The organism is Streptomyces sp. NBC_00986, from assembly GCF_045162565.1.
GTDB lineage: Bacteria > Actinomycetota > Actinomycetes > Streptomycetales > Streptomycetaceae > Streptomyces.
On sequence record NZ_CP108733.1, the window covers coordinates 982,571 to 995,530 of the forward strand.

A 12,960-nucleotide genomic window follows, 5' to 3' on the forward strand; every position below is an offset into this window, starting at 1 on the left:
ACGTCAAGTAGGCCTTGAGTAGGCGTACTTGACGTCGCTGTCCGCTGCTGTCAGAGGATGTTGACCGCTCGCGCCACCACCAGGACGACGATCGACACGGAGACCGTGGACTGGCCCATCATCAGCATCTTGGCCCAGCGGGAGAGCGGCATCACGTCGGTCGGGCTGAAGGCGGTGGAGTTGGTGAAGGCCAGGTACAGGTAGTCCAGGAACACCGGTTCCCAGTCCGGCGGCGCGGTCTCCGGGCTCTGCATCTGGACGAAGAGGAAGTCTGCGTACCGGTGGTGCCCCATGACCCGCGCCATCGGCCCGCCGCGGTCCCACTCCCAGTACCAGAGGGCGAACACGATGACGTTCGTCAGCCAGATGGCGCCGCCGGTCAGCAGCAGCGGCCCGGCGTCCAGACCCTCGGTGCCCTTGACCAGGCCCACCACCAGCCGGGCCGCCGACCAGCTGTTGGCCAGGCTGATCACGCCCGTCAGGACCAGGCTCGGCCAGCGCAGCCACCGTGTGCCGGGCTCGATCCGCCGGGGATTGGCGACGAACAGGCCGACCATCAGGACGAGTTCGAGGGCCGGTAGCAGCCAGTACGGCTGGAAGGCGAGCCGGTGGGGCAGCATCAGCTGCAGGGCGAACGCCACCAGGATCACGGCGGACACCGCCCAGCGCGTCTCCCCGCGTGTCACCCGGCGCCACGCGGGCTCCACGTCGCGCCGGCTGTCCTCCAGGAGCCGCTCGATCCTGGCCAAGCGGCTCTCGGAGTCGTCTCTACCGTCCGTACCGTCCGTCATGGCACCGATTGTCCCCGGTGAGGGGTGGATCGGATGACGCGCCCCACCCCGGACGCCCGCGGATGCTCCGGCCGACGGCAGGTGTCCGGTGCGGGCGGGGCGTCACGGCTCAGCCCCGCAGGGGTTCCGCCAGCCGTCCCAGCAGCCCGGCGACCAGGGCGGTCTGCGCGGGCACGGTGTCCGGGTAGATGAACTCGCCCTGCGCATGCGCCCCGTCGCCGACCGCTCCCATGCCGCACAGCACCGGCAGACCGAGCGCGGCGACGAAGTTGGCGTCACTGGCACCGCCGACGGCGGTGTCGCGCAATGCGTCGCGCCCCTGCTCACGGGCCACCTCGCGGGCGAGGTCGAGCAGTGGCGCGGAGGCCGCGTTGAGGGTCATCGGGGGCCGGTTCCAGGCGTGGTCGATGTCGATGCGGACGCGCGGGTCGCTGACCTCGATGGCGTCCAACTCCTCGTCCACGCGGTCCTGTTCGGCCGCGCTGCTGACCCGGATGTCGACCCCGGCGGTGGCCTGCCCGGCGACGACGTTGATGGCCGAACCGCCCTTGAACAGCCCGGTGTTGATCGTGGTCCCCTTGTCCGGCGCGGCCACCTTCGCCGCGGCGACCACGAACTCGGACAGCGCGGTAATCGCACTCGCCCCGTCCTGCGGCGCGAGCCCGGCGTGCGATGCGACGCCGGTGGCGGTGACGTGGAAGATCCCGGTGCCCTTGCGGGCGGTCTTCACCGCGCCGTGGGCGCTCGGCTCCAGCACCAGGGTGACGTCGGCCTTCTGCGCGACCGCCTCGATCACCGGCCGCGAGGACAGGGAGCCGATCTCCTCGTCACCGTTGAAGAGAAAGGTGACGGTGGGCAGCGGCGCACCGCTCTCCCGGGCCAGCTTCAGCGCCCAAATCCCCTGCGCCAGACCGGTCTTCATGTCGAAGATGCCGGGCCCGCTGAGCTTCTCCCGCCCGTCCTCGGCTGCCTCCGGCTGCTCCCATCCGGCGAGGGTCCCGGTCGGCCACACGGTGTCGTAGTGCCCGACGAGCACGACATGCCCGGCGCCGGTGCCGCCGTACGTCAGGGTGAGGGTGTCACCGCACTCGCCCCCGGGGTGACGCTCCTCGTGGTCGGGCCGGCCGAGCCGCCGGACGGTCAGCTCACGCAGCAGGTCCAGGCCGCTCGCGAGGCCGGGGAGGTCGTAGCTGCCGGTCTCGTGGCGGACGAGGGTCAGGATGTCCTCGACGATCCGCGAGGAGACCTCCTGGGCGCGGGTGGTGAGGGCGGCGGGTGCGGGTGACGCAGTCATGATCTGCCTTCTCGTACGACGGTGGGGGCGCGGGTTCAGCTGATGCCGAGCGGGATGCCGAGCAGATACCAGGCCACGAAGAACGCGACCCAGACCACCCACACGACGGCGGCGATCGGGATCGTGAAGGAGGCCAGGGTGCCGATGCCGGCGGACTTGCGGTACTGCTGGATGAAGCCCAGGGCCATGACGAAGTAAGGGCTCATCGGGGTGACGCAGTTGGTGACCGAGTCGGCGACGCGGTAGACGGCCTGGGTGGTCTCGGGCTCGATGCCGATGAGCATCAGCATGGGGACGAGGACCGGTGCCGCCAGTGCCCAGAGCGCGGAGCCGCTGGTGATGACGAGGTTCATGAAGGTGATCAGCACGGCGATGCCGACGAGCACGGTCCAGCCGTGCAGATGCAGGTCGCGCAGTGTCTCGGCGCCCTTGACGGCGAGGATGTCGCCGATGTTCGTCCACTTGAAGTAGGCGAGGAACTGGGCGATCGCGAAGAACAGGACGAGGATCGGCGCCATCGAGCGGGTGCCGTCGACCATCGCGCCGATGCTGTCGCGGGCGGCGGTGAAGGTGCCGGTCATCCGGCCGTAGACGGTACCGAGCACCGCGAAGAACACGCCCAGGACGAGCGCCATGCCGCCGATCAGCGGGGAGTTGACGATGCCGCCGCCCTCGCCGCGCAGTGGTGAGGACGAGGGGATCATCGCCGCCGCGAGGAACGCGAGGAAGCCGACGGCGACCAGGCCGGTGGTGCGCAGGGCACGCCGCTGCTGCTCGGTGACCTCGATCTCGGCCAACTCTTCGGCGCCCAGCGCGGCGACCGGCTCGTCGGGTTCCAGGTCGGAGCGGCGGGCGAGGACCTTGTCGACGACGAGGGTGATCACCAGCGCGACCAGGACGGACGAGCCGAGGCCGAAGAAGTAGTTGGCGACCGGGGTGACGACGTAGTGCGCGTCGATGGTGTGGGCGGCGGCCGTGGAGATCCCGGACAGCAGGACGTCGGTGGTGGTGAGCGACGGAGAGGCGTCGTACCCGGCGGCGATCGAGACGTAGGCGACGACACAGCCGAGGACCGGGCTGCGGCCGGCCGCGCGGAAGACCAGGGCGCCGAGCGGGATGAGCGTGACGTAGGCGGCGTCCCCGGCGACATGGCTGACCATCGCCGTCATCGACAGGGCGAAGGTCAGGTACTTGCCCGGGACGCGCGCGACCATGCGGCGCAGCAGGGCGGAGAAGAGTCCGCTCTTCTCGGCGACGGCGATGCCGAACATCACGGTGAGGATGGTGGCCAGCGGCGGGAAGGCCGCGTAGTTGTCGACGGCGCCCTCGACGGCCATGGTGAGGCCGTCCTTGCTGAGCAGGTTCTGCACCTTGATGGTCTCGTGCGTGCCGGGGTGCAGGGCACTGAGGCCGGTCGCGGACAGGACGGCGCTGAGGACGGCGACGATCCCCGCGAGGATCCAGAACAGCCAGAAGGGGTTGGGGAGTCTGTTGCCGACCTTCTCGATCGCCGTCAGGCCCCGGAACGCGGTGCGCAGGACTCTCGACTGGGGCTCGGTGGACGGGGGTTGAGGTTGAGCGGAGGTGACACTCATCGGTACCTCTTGGCGCGATGGGGGGATGTTCCTGCGAACAATGGCATCCTGATGAGAGATTCTCTATCTCTTGGAAGTAACAGTGGGATTAAACAGCACCTTAGAGTGAGGCCCTATGACCCGTCCTCTCCTCGACGAGCTCGACCGGCGCCTCGTCGGCGCGCTGCATCTGGCACCCCGGGCCACCTGGGACGACATCGGCGAGATCCTGGCCGCCGACGCCAGCACGCTCAAACGCCGCTACGACCGCTTGCACGAGGCACGCATGGTGCGCGTGATCGGGCAGGCCGACTGGGGCGTCCACTCCACGGCGATGCCCGTCCACGTCTTCCTGGACATCACCGGCGAGACCCCTCTCGCGGTCCTGCACCGGCTCCGTGACCTGCCCCACCTCCAGCTGCTGGCGCAGATCTCGGGCGACTACCCGCTCTACGCCGTCGTGCACGCCCCGTCCGAGGCGGCGACCAGCGAGGCCATCGACCGGATGTTCTCCGTGCCCGGCGTCCGGCGCGTCAACGCCCTGCCCGCGCTGAGCACGCTGCGCCGGGGCATCACCTGGGACCCGCAGTTCCTCACCGACACCGAGCGCGCCGACCTGCTGAAGCTCACCGGTTCCCGCCCCGAGGGCACGGCGACCGCGACACCCCCGGCGAAGCCGCTCAGCGAGGCCGAGCGCGGTGTCGTGGCCCAGCTGCTCCAGGACGGCCGCGCGTCCGCCGCGAGCATCGCCCGGACCGCCGACCTGGCCACCTCCACCGCGCACCGCGTGGTCCGCCGGGTCCTGGACGAGGGCTGGGTCAAACCACGTCTGGAGATCGTGTCGGAGTGGCTGGGCTTCCAGACCGCGTTCATCCTCCGGCTGCGGGTGGCGCCGGGTGCGACCCCCGAAGTGATGCGCCGCATCGATCAGTTGCCCCAGACCCGGCTCGCCGCGCACGTCGCCAGCGACATGTCCGTCCTCGCCACCGGCCTGGTCACCGACCGCGCCGCGCTGGCGCTCTTCGTCGACGACGAACTGGCCAGGATCCCCGGCCTCTTGGGCGTCAGCGTCGCCGTGATGCTCGCCGAGCCACGCCGCTACTGGCTGGACCGCGACCTGACCACCGGCCTCGGCACGTTCCACGCACCGACCCTGCTCTGAGCAAGTGGCGGGCGCCCCGGCACCGAAGTGCCGGGGCGCCCGCCGCCCTCAACTCACCAGCCCCGTACGGTCAGCCGGTGCCGAAGGCCCCCGTGCTGTACGCGCACTCCGTGTAGATGTAGCCCGACCTGAGCTTGGCCGTGTCCGAGGCCGGCGTCGCGGTGGAACTGTCGGGACGGTGCACGAAGTACGTCGTCCCGGTCGGCAGACTGATCGTCTTCTGCGGGTAGTTCTTGCCGGAGCTGCACGGCTTGAACCCCCTCAGCAGGGTGGTGGTGAGGGAGTACGACGTGCAACTCCCGCAGCCCTTCAGGGTGAAGCTGCCGGTCACAGGTCCGGTGTAGAGGACGGTGATGTCGTCCGGGCTGTCGTTCTTGACGGTGACGGAGATGCTGCCGCCGGACGCGGTCGTCGGCAGCTTCTTGCCGGCGGCCGGGACCGTCTTCGCCACCTCGGCGGCGATCGCGATCTTCTTGGCCCGGGCCCGGTTCTTGTCGTGCGTGTTGTTCTTCACGAAGTCGTTCATCGTGGTGAGCGCCGAGTCGAAGTCGCCGTCCTTGTACTGGAAGACGCCGCACTGGTAGGCGCCGGAGTCGGCGTGGCTGCTCGCCTGCTGGGCGTCCGCGCTCAGCGCGTCGGCCACACCTGCCCCACCGCCCTGAAGACTCCCGATCTGGGTGGAGAGACTCTCCAACCCACTGACGGCCGTGCACGGTTGACCACCCGTCACACCCTTCACCGCTTTGGTGACGGCCGACTTGACGGCCGGTTCGACCTGACCCGCCTGCGACGACTGCGGGAACGTGGCCAGCAGATCGCCGAAGTTCGTCGACCAGTCCGCGCGTTGGGCGGCAAGTCCGGTGGAGCCGCACTCGTACAGGGAGGTGGCCAGCCGGTCGTCCGGCCAGGTGGTCAGCGTGCCCAGTTCCTTCTTGCTGATGGTCCCGGGGACGGTCCGCAGATACTTCAACTGGGGTATCGCGTCACAGTAGTTCTTCTGCGTGTAGGCGCCGGCGACCGTCGTGTAGAACGTCTTCAGCCGGTCGGGCACCCGCTCGGCCGCCCGCGAACCGGAGTGGGCGGTGGCGAGGTCGTCATAGGCGACCAGCGCCTGCCGGTAGTGGGGTTCGGCCGCCGAGAACGGCAACCTCCCTGAGTCCGCGACGAGTTGGTCGGCCGTGTCCAGCCGGTCGAGGAGCATCTGCTGGGTCGCCTCGTCGCGGGCGTTGTCGTAGAGGACGACTCCCCCGGCGGGTACGGCGAGCAGGACCAGGCCCAGCACGACCGCGACCGGGGTGGGCGAGGGCCAGGCGAGGCGGGTGCGCAGGCCCACCAACGCGCCGTGCACGGCGGCAAGTACGAGGAACACGACGTACAGAGTGACGGCGACGCCGGGGACGCCGTCCGGGTCGGCGGGCAGGGCCACCAACAGCAGCACGATGGTCGCGACCCAGCACACGGCCATGAGCAGCCAGCGGCGCATCAGCGCGTAACCGAGCCCGAGACCACTGAGGTTGAGGAGGCCGACCGCGACGGATCTGAGTCGGTCGGGTGGCGCGGGAGGTGGAGACGACGGCATCGGTGGCACGACGAACCCCTGGACAGACCCGTACTGATCCCCGGACATGCTTCTCCCCCCGCTCAACAATGCCCCCGTTACCGTGACTTGTCAGTGTACGGTCGGGTTCACCGCCAGGACAGTGGGGTCCTCATGGTCCCTCCGCCGCGCAGTACGCGGGACAGTCCCAGCGCCGCCGTCCGTACGGCCGGGGCGAGTTGGGCGGGCCGGAAACGGGTGCGCGGTACGGCGACCGAGAGCGCCGCGACCGCGGTGTCGCCGGCGAACACCGGGGCCGCGATGCAGCTCACCTCCAGCGCGGCCTCCTGTTCCTCGTAGGAGAGGCCGGAGACCTGGATCTTCTCCAGGGTCATGCGCAGCCGGGCCGGGTCGGTGATCGAGTGCGGGGTGAGGCTCGGCAGCGGGCGGGACAACACCTCCTCGGTCAACTCGGCGCCGGAGAAGGCGAGTAGGGCCTTGCCGACGGCCGTGCAGGTGAGGGGCAGGCTGCCGCCGATGCGGGACGGGAGCCGTAGTGCCTCGTGGCCGTGGATGCGTTCGAGGTAGACCACCTCCATGCCCTCGCGGACGCCGAGGTGGATGGTCTCGCGGGTGGCCTCGAAGAGGTCCTGGAGGAAGGGCAGGGCCGTCTCGCGGAGATCGCGCCGGTGGGGCACCAGCGAGCCCAGCTCGAACAGCTTCGCGCCGAGCAGATAGCGGGGGCCCGAGCGCTCCAGCCAGCCCAGCCGGACGAGGTCGGCGGCCAGCCGGTGGACCGTGGGCTTGGGCAGTCCCGTGTGCTCGGAAAGTTCCGACAGGCGGTACGGTCCGCCGCTCGGACTGAAGCAGTCGAGGATGAGCGCGGCTTTCTCCAGCATGCTGCCGCTCGCGTTGTTCCGTGTCACGGAACAAACATTGTCCCTTCGCGGGGATGCTGTCTATACCGGGATGCGTACTCCCTGTACCTCTCGCCCAGACCCGTACTGCTCCCCCCGGAGGTAACCCGTGCCCACCGTGCCCGACGGCGCCCGTCCGGACGCCGTGTCCCCGGCCGTGGTCAAGGCCGCCGACCTGCTGGCGGAGGCCACCCGTACCGGGGTCGCCTGCCCGCCGGTGCGTGAGTTCCTCGACGGCGGCGATCTCGAGACCGCCTACGCCGTGCAGCAGCTGAACGTCCGGCGCGGTGTGGACGCCGGCCGCCGGATCGTCGGCCGCAAGATCGGCCTGACCTCTCCCGCCGTCCAGCGCCAACTCGGCGTGGACCAGCCGGACTTCGGCGCGCTGTTCGCGGACATGGCGGTGCCGGACGGCGGCGAGGTGCCCCTGGGCCGACTGCTCCAGCCGAAGGTGGAGGCCGAGGTCGCGCTCGTCCTCGGCCGGGATCTGCCGGAACGCGAGTGCACGATCGTCGACGTGCTCCGTGCGGTCGACTTCGCGCTCCCCGCGCTGGAGATCGTCGACAGCCGGGTGCGGAACTGGGAGATCTCCCTCGTCGACACCGTCGCCGACAACGCCTCCTGCGGCCTGTACGTCCTCGGCGCCACGCCCGTACCGCTGACCGCCGTGGACCTGCGCACGGTCACGATGGCCATGACCCGGGGCGGCGAGACCGTCTCCGAGGGCACCGGCGCCGACTGCCTCGGCAGCCCCCTCACCGCCGCCGTCTGGCTGGCCTCGGCGCTCGCCGAGCGGGGCGACCCGCTGCGCGCGGGCGACCTCGTGCTCACCGGCGCCCTGGGCCCGATGACTCCGGCCGCCCCCGGAGATGCCTTCGAGGCGCACATCTCGGACCTGGGCTCCGTACGGGTCCGCTTCGCCACGGAAAGGGATGAGAAGTGAGCACGAAGGTCGCCATCATCGGTTCCGGCAACATAGGCACCGACCTCCTGATCAAGGTCCTGCGCCTGTCGGAGACCCTGGAGATCGCCGCCCTGGCCGGCATCGACCCCGACTCGGACGGCCTGGCCCGCGCCCGCCGCCTCAAGGTCGCCACCACCCACGAGGGTGTCGAAGGCCTGGTCGCCCTGGACGAGTTCGCCGACGTCGACATCGTCTTCGACGCCACCTCGGCCGGCGCCCACCGCCACCACGAAGAGGTGCTACGGCCCCTGGGCCGCACCCTCGTCGACCTCACCCCGGCCGCCCTCGGCCCGTACGTCGTCCCGCCGGTCAACGGCGACGCCCACCTCGACGCCCCGAACGTCAACATGGTCACGTGCGGCGGCCAGGCCACGATCCCGATCGTCGCCGCCGTGGGCGCGGTCTCGCCGGTCCACTACGGCGAGATCGTCGCGTCCATCGCCTCGCGCTCGGCGGGCCCGGGCACCCGCGCGAACATCGACGAGTTCACCGAGACCACGTCCTCCGCCGTCGAGAAGGTCGGCGGCGCCGCACGCGGCAAGGCGATCATCGTCCTCAACCCCGCCGAACCCCCGCTGATCATGCGGGACACCGTGCACTGCCTGGTCTCCGACTGCGCGACCGAGGCGGTCACCGCGTCCGTCGAGGAGATGGTCGGCCGCGTCCAGGCATACGTGCCGGGCTACCGCCTCAAGCAGAAGGTGCAGTACGACAAGGTGGCCGCCGACGACCCGCTGCGCACCCTCGCACCGGGCGCCGGCGAGCTGCTGAAGGTCTCGGTGTTCCTGGAGGTCGAGGGCGCCGCCCACTACCTCCCCGCCTACGCCGGGAACCTCGACATCATGACCTCGGCCGCGCTGCGCACCGCGGAACGCATGGCCGAACGCATCGGCAAGGAGGCAGCCAAGTGATCCCGTCCCTCTACGTCCAGGACGTCACGCTGCGGGACGGCATGCACGCCGTACGGCACCGCTACACCGTGGACCAGGCCCGCACGATCGCCGCCGCACTGGACGCGGCCGGAGTGGCGGCGATCGAGATCGCGCACGGCGACGGACTGTCGGGCTCCAGCATCAACTACGGCGTCGGCGCCCACACCGACTGGGAGTGGATCGAGGCCGTCACCGGCGCCGTACAACAGGCCATCCCCACAACCCTGTTGCTGCCCGGCATCGGAACCGTCCACGACCTCAAGCAGGCCCACGCGCTGGGCATCCGCTCGGTGCGGGTCGCCACGCACTGCACCGAGGCCGACATCTCCGCCCAACACATCGCCGCCGCGCGGGAGTTGGGCATGGACGTGGCCGGGTTCCTGATGATGTCCCACATGGCCGAGCCCGCCGAACTGGCCCGCCAGGCCAAGCTGATGGAGTCCTACGGCGCGCACTGCGTCTATGTCACCGACTCCGGGGGCCGGTTGACGATGGACGGGGTCCGCGACCGCTTCCGCGCGTACCGCGAAGTCCTCGCCCCGGAGACCGAGTTGGGCATCCACGCCCACCACAACCTCGCGCTCGGCGTGGCCAACACGGTCGTCGCGGTGGAGGGCGGCGCGATCCGCGTCGACGCCTCCCTCGCGGGCCAGGGCGCGGGTGCGGGCAACTGTCCGCTGGAGGCGTTCGTCGCGGTCGCCGACCTGATGGGCTGGAAGCACGGCTGCGAACTGTTCCCCCTCATGGACGCGGCCGACGATCTCGTACGACCGTTGCAGGACCGCGAGGTACGGGTGGACCGCGAGACCCTCAGCCTGGGCTACGCGGGCGTGTACTCCAGCTTCCTGCGCCACGCCGAGACCGCGGCCGCGCGGTATGGCCTCGACACGCGCAGCATCCTGGTCGAGGCCGGGCAGCGGGCGATGGTCGGTGGCCAGGAGGACATGATCACCGACATCGCGCTGGACCTCGTGGCGTGTGCCGAGGGCTGACCGGTGTCAGGGGGTGATGTCCATGTTCTGGGTGCCGATGACCGACAGCAGCCGCAGGGCGCTCTCGGACGGTGAGCCGGGCACGGTCGTGTAGATCACGACCCGCTGGTCGCGGTCGCTGATGTCGAGGACGTCGCAGTTGACGGTGACCGGGCCGACCACCGGGTGCTGGAAGGTCTTGCGGAAGGTGGGCGCGGCGGCCACGTCGTGGGAGTCCCACAACTCGGTGAACTCCTCGCTCCCGGCGCGGAGTTCGGCCACCAGCTCGGTCAGCTCCGGGTCGTCGGGGTAGCGGGCGGCGGTGGCTCGCAAATCATGGGCGGCGAGGCGGGCGAACGCGTCGGTGTCCGACACTCCGTACAGCCGCCGCCCCTCCGGACGCGGTCCGAGGAAGACCCGGCGCACCAGATTGCGGTCGCGCCGGGGAAGCGCGGAGAAGTCCTCCATGAGGGCGGCCGCGAGTTCGTTCCACGCGATCACCTCGTACGTCGCGGACAACACGAACGCGGCGGCCTGCGGCAGCCGGTGCACCAGGTCGAGGATGCTCTGCCGCACCTCGCGCGAGGGCCCGGGCGGCGGGCTGGGCGGTACGCCCGCCAGGTGGTGGAGGTGGTCGCGCTCGGCGTCCGTCAGACGCAGGGCGCGGGCCAGCCCGGCCAGTACCTCGCGCGACGGACGCGGGCCGCGCGCCTGCTCCAGCCGGGTGTAGTACTCGGTCGAGATGAACGCCAGCTGCGCCGCCTCCTCGCGGCGCAGCCCCGGGGTACGGCGGCGCGGTCCCGCGGGCAGTCCCACCTCGGCGGGGGTGATCCGCTCACGCCTGCTGCGCAGGAAGTCGGCAAGTTCTCGTCGATCCACGCCTCCAGTGTGGACGCAGGTCGGCGGGTTCAGCCAGGTACCGCCGGTGCCTGGATCAGCCCCGCGGACCGGCGCAGGCTCGCTGCCATGACCAACACACCCACTCCTTCCTCCCTCGGCCTGCTGTCCGGCAAGGTCGCCTTCGTCACCGGCGCCGGGCGCGGCATCGGCGCGGCGGCGGCGCGGCTGTTCGCCCGAGAAGGCGCTCAGGTGCTGCTCGCGGCCCGAACGGAGGCCCAGCTGAAGGCAGTTACCGAGGAGATCCGCGGGGCAGGCGGATCAGCGGATTACGTAGTGTGCGACCTGGCCGACGCGACCAGTGTCCGCGCGGCTGTCGACCGGACCGTGGACCTGTACGGCCGACTCGACGTGGCCTTCAACAACGGCGCGACGATCCAACGCCCGGGCCCGATGGACGAGTTGCCGGAGAGCGACTTCGACCACGTCTACGAGGTGAACCTCAAGGGCGTCTGGCTCGCCATGGTCGCCCAGGTCGGCGCGATCCGGGCCACCGCGGGAACCGGCGCCATCGTCAACAACTCCTCCGTCGGCAGCCTGATGGGCAACCCCGAACTGCCCGCCTACGGCGCGATGAAGCGCGCGGTCAACAGCCTCACCGAGTCGGCCGCCGTCACCTACGGCCCGGAGGGCATCCGCGTCAACGCCATCGCCCCCGGCAACACCCTCACCGAGATGATCCAGGCCTGGGAGGCGGAGTCCCCCGGCCTCCAGGACCGGCTCACGTCGCACACCCCGCTGCGCCGCGCGGCCGACCCCGACGAGATCGCCCAGGCGGCGGCCTGGCTGCTCAGCGACCGCGCGTCCTTCGTGACCGGTACGGTCCTGCGGGTCGACGGCGGCGCGCGGGCCTGAGCACCGGCCCGCTAGACAGCGGGCTCCCGGCGGTTGTGGCGGCGGATGATCAGCCACGTTATCCAGCCGACGCCGATGATGAACCCGAAGCTGATGATCCGGTAGAGCACGACCGTGGCGATCGCGGTGCTGGTCGCGACGCCGCCCGTGACCAGCCCGAGGATCAGCGCGCTGTCGATGAGGCCGAGGCCGCCGGGGATGATCGTGAGGGTCCCGGCGGCCATGCCCGCGCAGAAGGCGAGCAGCAGCTGGGCGCTGCTGATCTGTGTGTCGCTGACGGCGTGGAAGCACAGCCACAGACAGCCCGCGTCGAGCAGCCAGTTGAGTACGGCGAAGACGGCGGCGGCCACCGCGTGCCAGGGTTCGAGCCGGGCGGTGCGGAGCTGCTCGACGAAGCCGCGGATGCGGTCGAGGCCCTGCGTCTCGGGCAGGTGCCGCAACCGGTTGACCCGGGCCAGCGCGGCGCGGGTGGCCGGTTCGACCTTCTCGGGGTGGCGGGTGATGCGCCGGATGCCGACGGTGAGCAGGAGCACGGCCAGGCCGAGGGTGACGAGGCTGTGCCACTGCAGGCTGCCGTCGGAGGCGATCGCGGAGATCGCGGTGACGACGGCCAGGGCCGCCGCCGAGAGCAGGCCGGACAGCGCGATGCACCAGGACGCGATGGCCGGCGTGGCCCCGAAGCGGCGCATCTGCTGGTAGTTGAAGTGCGTGGAGAAGGCCGGGCCGCCGGGCAGGGTGACGCTGAGCGAGTGGGCCGCGTAGGCGAGGGCGACGTGCCGTTGGATCGGTACGATCACCCCGGCCGAGCGCAGGAGCCGGCGTTGCATGCGCGCGTAGCAGCCCATGGCGGCCACTTCGGCGACGAGCGCGACGGCGAACCAGTTCAGCCGGGGTGCGCGCAGCTGCGACAGGGCGGAGGCCAACGAGGGCCACCCCAGCACCAGTTCGGTGGTGAACAGCGCGAGCAGGACCGTGATCACCACCGGGCGCAGCCAGCGTCGGGTGCGATGCGGGGTCGCGTCGGCCGGTTCGGTGGCGGTGGTGTCCGGAGCGTGCACAGGCAGGA

General features: G+C 70.8%; 12 protein-coding genes. 5 read left to right on the top strand and 7 right to left on the bottom strand.

The annotated features are described in order from the left end of the window. Nucleotides 1-50: 50 nt before the first annotated feature. The 3 genes from OG504_RS04325 to OG504_RS04335 all read right to left on the bottom strand — a co-directional run bounded on the left by OG504_RS04325 (nucleotide 51) and on the right by OG504_RS04335 (nucleotide 3,680). Nucleotides 51-791, bottom strand: a complete 741-nt coding sequence (locus tag OG504_RS04325) for a hypothetical protein (protein ID WP_405988471.1) — start codon at nucleotides 789-791, stop codon at nucleotides 51-53. Nucleotides 792-900: 109 nt separating this feature from the next. Then, the gene (locus tag OG504_RS04330) at nucleotides 901-2,085 is read right to left on the bottom strand and encodes a M20 family metallopeptidase (RefSeq protein WP_405988472.1); all 1,185 of its coding nucleotides are present in this window, start codon (nucleotides 2,083-2,085) and stop codon (nucleotides 901-903) included. A gap of 35 nt (nucleotides 2,086-2,120) precedes the next feature. Next, nucleotides 2,121-3,680: an AbgT family transporter gene (locus tag OG504_RS04335; protein ID WP_405988473.1), complete on the bottom strand. Its 1,560-nt coding sequence runs from the start codon at nucleotides 3,678-3,680 to the stop codon at nucleotides 2,121-2,123. A gap of 115 nt (nucleotides 3,681-3,795) precedes the next feature. Here OG504_RS04335 and OG504_RS04340 point away from each other — a divergent pair, with 115 nt between their 5' ends. Beyond that, the gene (locus OG504_RS04340) at nucleotides 3,796-4,821 is read left to right on the top strand and encodes an Lrp/AsnC family transcriptional regulator (RefSeq protein ID WP_405988474.1); all 1,026 of its coding nucleotides are present in this window, start codon (nucleotides 3,796-3,798) and stop codon (nucleotides 4,819-4,821) included. A gap of 70 nt (nucleotides 4,822-4,891) precedes the next feature. On the opposite strand, the gene OG504_RS04345 is transcribed toward OG504_RS04340, so the two are convergent. Together OG504_RS04345 and OG504_RS04350 are read right to left on the bottom strand one after the other, a co-directional pair. Further along, the gene (locus OG504_RS04345) at nucleotides 4,892-6,448 is read right to left on the bottom strand and encodes a hypothetical protein (protein WP_405988475.1); all 1,557 of its coding nucleotides are present in this window, start codon (nucleotides 6,446-6,448) and stop codon (nucleotides 4,892-4,894) included. 59 nt (nucleotides 6,449-6,507) lie between these two features. Beyond that, nucleotides 6,508-7,257 (bottom strand): IclR family transcriptional regulator, encoded by a 750-nt coding sequence (locus OG504_RS04350; RefSeq protein ID WP_405996248.1) that lies wholly within the window; start codon nucleotides 7,255-7,257, stop codon nucleotides 6,508-6,510. Nucleotides 7,258-7,384: 127 nt separating this feature from the next. Between OG504_RS04350 and mhpD the strand changes: the two genes are divergently transcribed. From mhpD to dmpG, 3 genes are read left to right on the top strand one after another with little or no spacing between them, the layout of a single operon-like run. Then, on the top strand, nucleotides 7,385-8,218 hold the full coding sequence (mhpD, locus tag OG504_RS04355) for a 2-keto-4-pentenoate hydratase (protein WP_405988476.1): 834 nt from the start codon (nucleotides 7,385-7,387) through the stop codon (nucleotides 8,216-8,218). Next, on the top strand, nucleotides 8,215-9,150 hold the full coding sequence (locus OG504_RS04360) for an acetaldehyde dehydrogenase (acetylating) (protein ID WP_405988477.1): 936 nt from the start codon (nucleotides 8,215-8,217) through the stop codon (nucleotides 9,148-9,150). Before mhpD ends, OG504_RS04360 begins: the two co-directional genes overlap by 4 nt. Beyond that, nucleotides 9,150-10,163 carry a 4-hydroxy-2-oxovalerate aldolase gene (dmpG, locus tag OG504_RS04365; RefSeq protein WP_405996249.1) on the top strand — a complete coding sequence of 338 codons (1,014 nt, stop codon included), beginning with the start codon at nucleotides 9,150-9,152 and terminating at the stop codon, nucleotides 10,161-10,163. The genes OG504_RS04360 and dmpG overlap by 1 nt, the downstream gene beginning before the upstream one ends. 6 nt (nucleotides 10,164-10,169) lie before the next feature. Here dmpG and OG504_RS04370 read toward each other — a convergent pair whose 3' ends face one another. Further along, on the bottom strand, nucleotides 10,170-11,021 hold the full coding sequence (locus OG504_RS04370) for a helix-turn-helix transcriptional regulator (protein ID WP_405988478.1): 852 nt from the start codon (nucleotides 11,019-11,021) through the stop codon (nucleotides 10,170-10,172). A gap of 87 nt (nucleotides 11,022-11,108) precedes the next feature. On the opposite strand from OG504_RS04370, the gene OG504_RS04375 reads away from it, so the two are divergent. Further along, on the top strand, nucleotides 11,109-11,894 hold the full coding sequence (locus OG504_RS04375; protein ID WP_405988479.1) for an SDR family NAD(P)-dependent oxidoreductase: 786 nt from the start codon (nucleotides 11,109-11,111) through the stop codon (nucleotides 11,892-11,894). An 11-nt stretch (nucleotides 11,895-11,905) separates the two neighbouring features. On the opposite strand, the gene OG504_RS04380 is transcribed toward OG504_RS04375, so the two are convergent. Further along, nucleotides 11,906-12,952 (bottom strand): YbhN family protein, encoded by a 1,047-nt coding sequence (locus tag OG504_RS04380; RefSeq protein WP_405988480.1) that lies wholly within the window; start codon nucleotides 12,950-12,952, stop codon nucleotides 11,906-11,908. Nucleotides 12,953-12,960 lie beyond the last annotated feature (8 nt).

Excerpts from the sequence above, each read along its gene's own strand:
- OG504_RS04375 (WP_405988479.1), top strand. The coding sequence starts at position 11,109 with ATGACCAACACACCCACTCCTTCCTCCCTCGGCCTGCTGTCCGGCAAG.
- OG504_RS04335 (WP_405988473.1), bottom strand. The coding sequence starts at position 3,680 with ATGAGTGTCACCTCCGCTCAACCTCAACCCCCGTCCACCGAGCCCCAG.
- OG504_RS04345 (WP_405988475.1), bottom strand. The coding sequence starts at position 6,448 with ATGTCCGGGGATCAGTACGGGTCTGTCCAGGGGTTCGTCGTGCCACCG.
- OG504_RS04325 (WP_405988471.1), bottom strand. The coding sequence starts at position 791 with ATGACGGACGGTACGGACGGTAGAGACGACTCCGAGAGCCGCTTGGCC.
- OG504_RS04330 (WP_405988472.1), bottom strand. The coding sequence starts at position 2,085 with ATGACTGCGTCACCCGCACCCGCCGCCCTCACCACCCGCGCCCAGGAG.
- OG504_RS04340 (WP_405988474.1), top strand. The coding sequence starts at position 3,796 with ATGACCCGTCCTCTCCTCGACGAGCTCGACCGGCGCCTCGTCGGCGCG.
- OG504_RS04350 (WP_405996248.1), bottom strand. The coding sequence starts at position 7,257 with ATGCTGGAGAAAGCCGCGCTCATCCTCGACTGCTTCAGTCCGAGCGGC.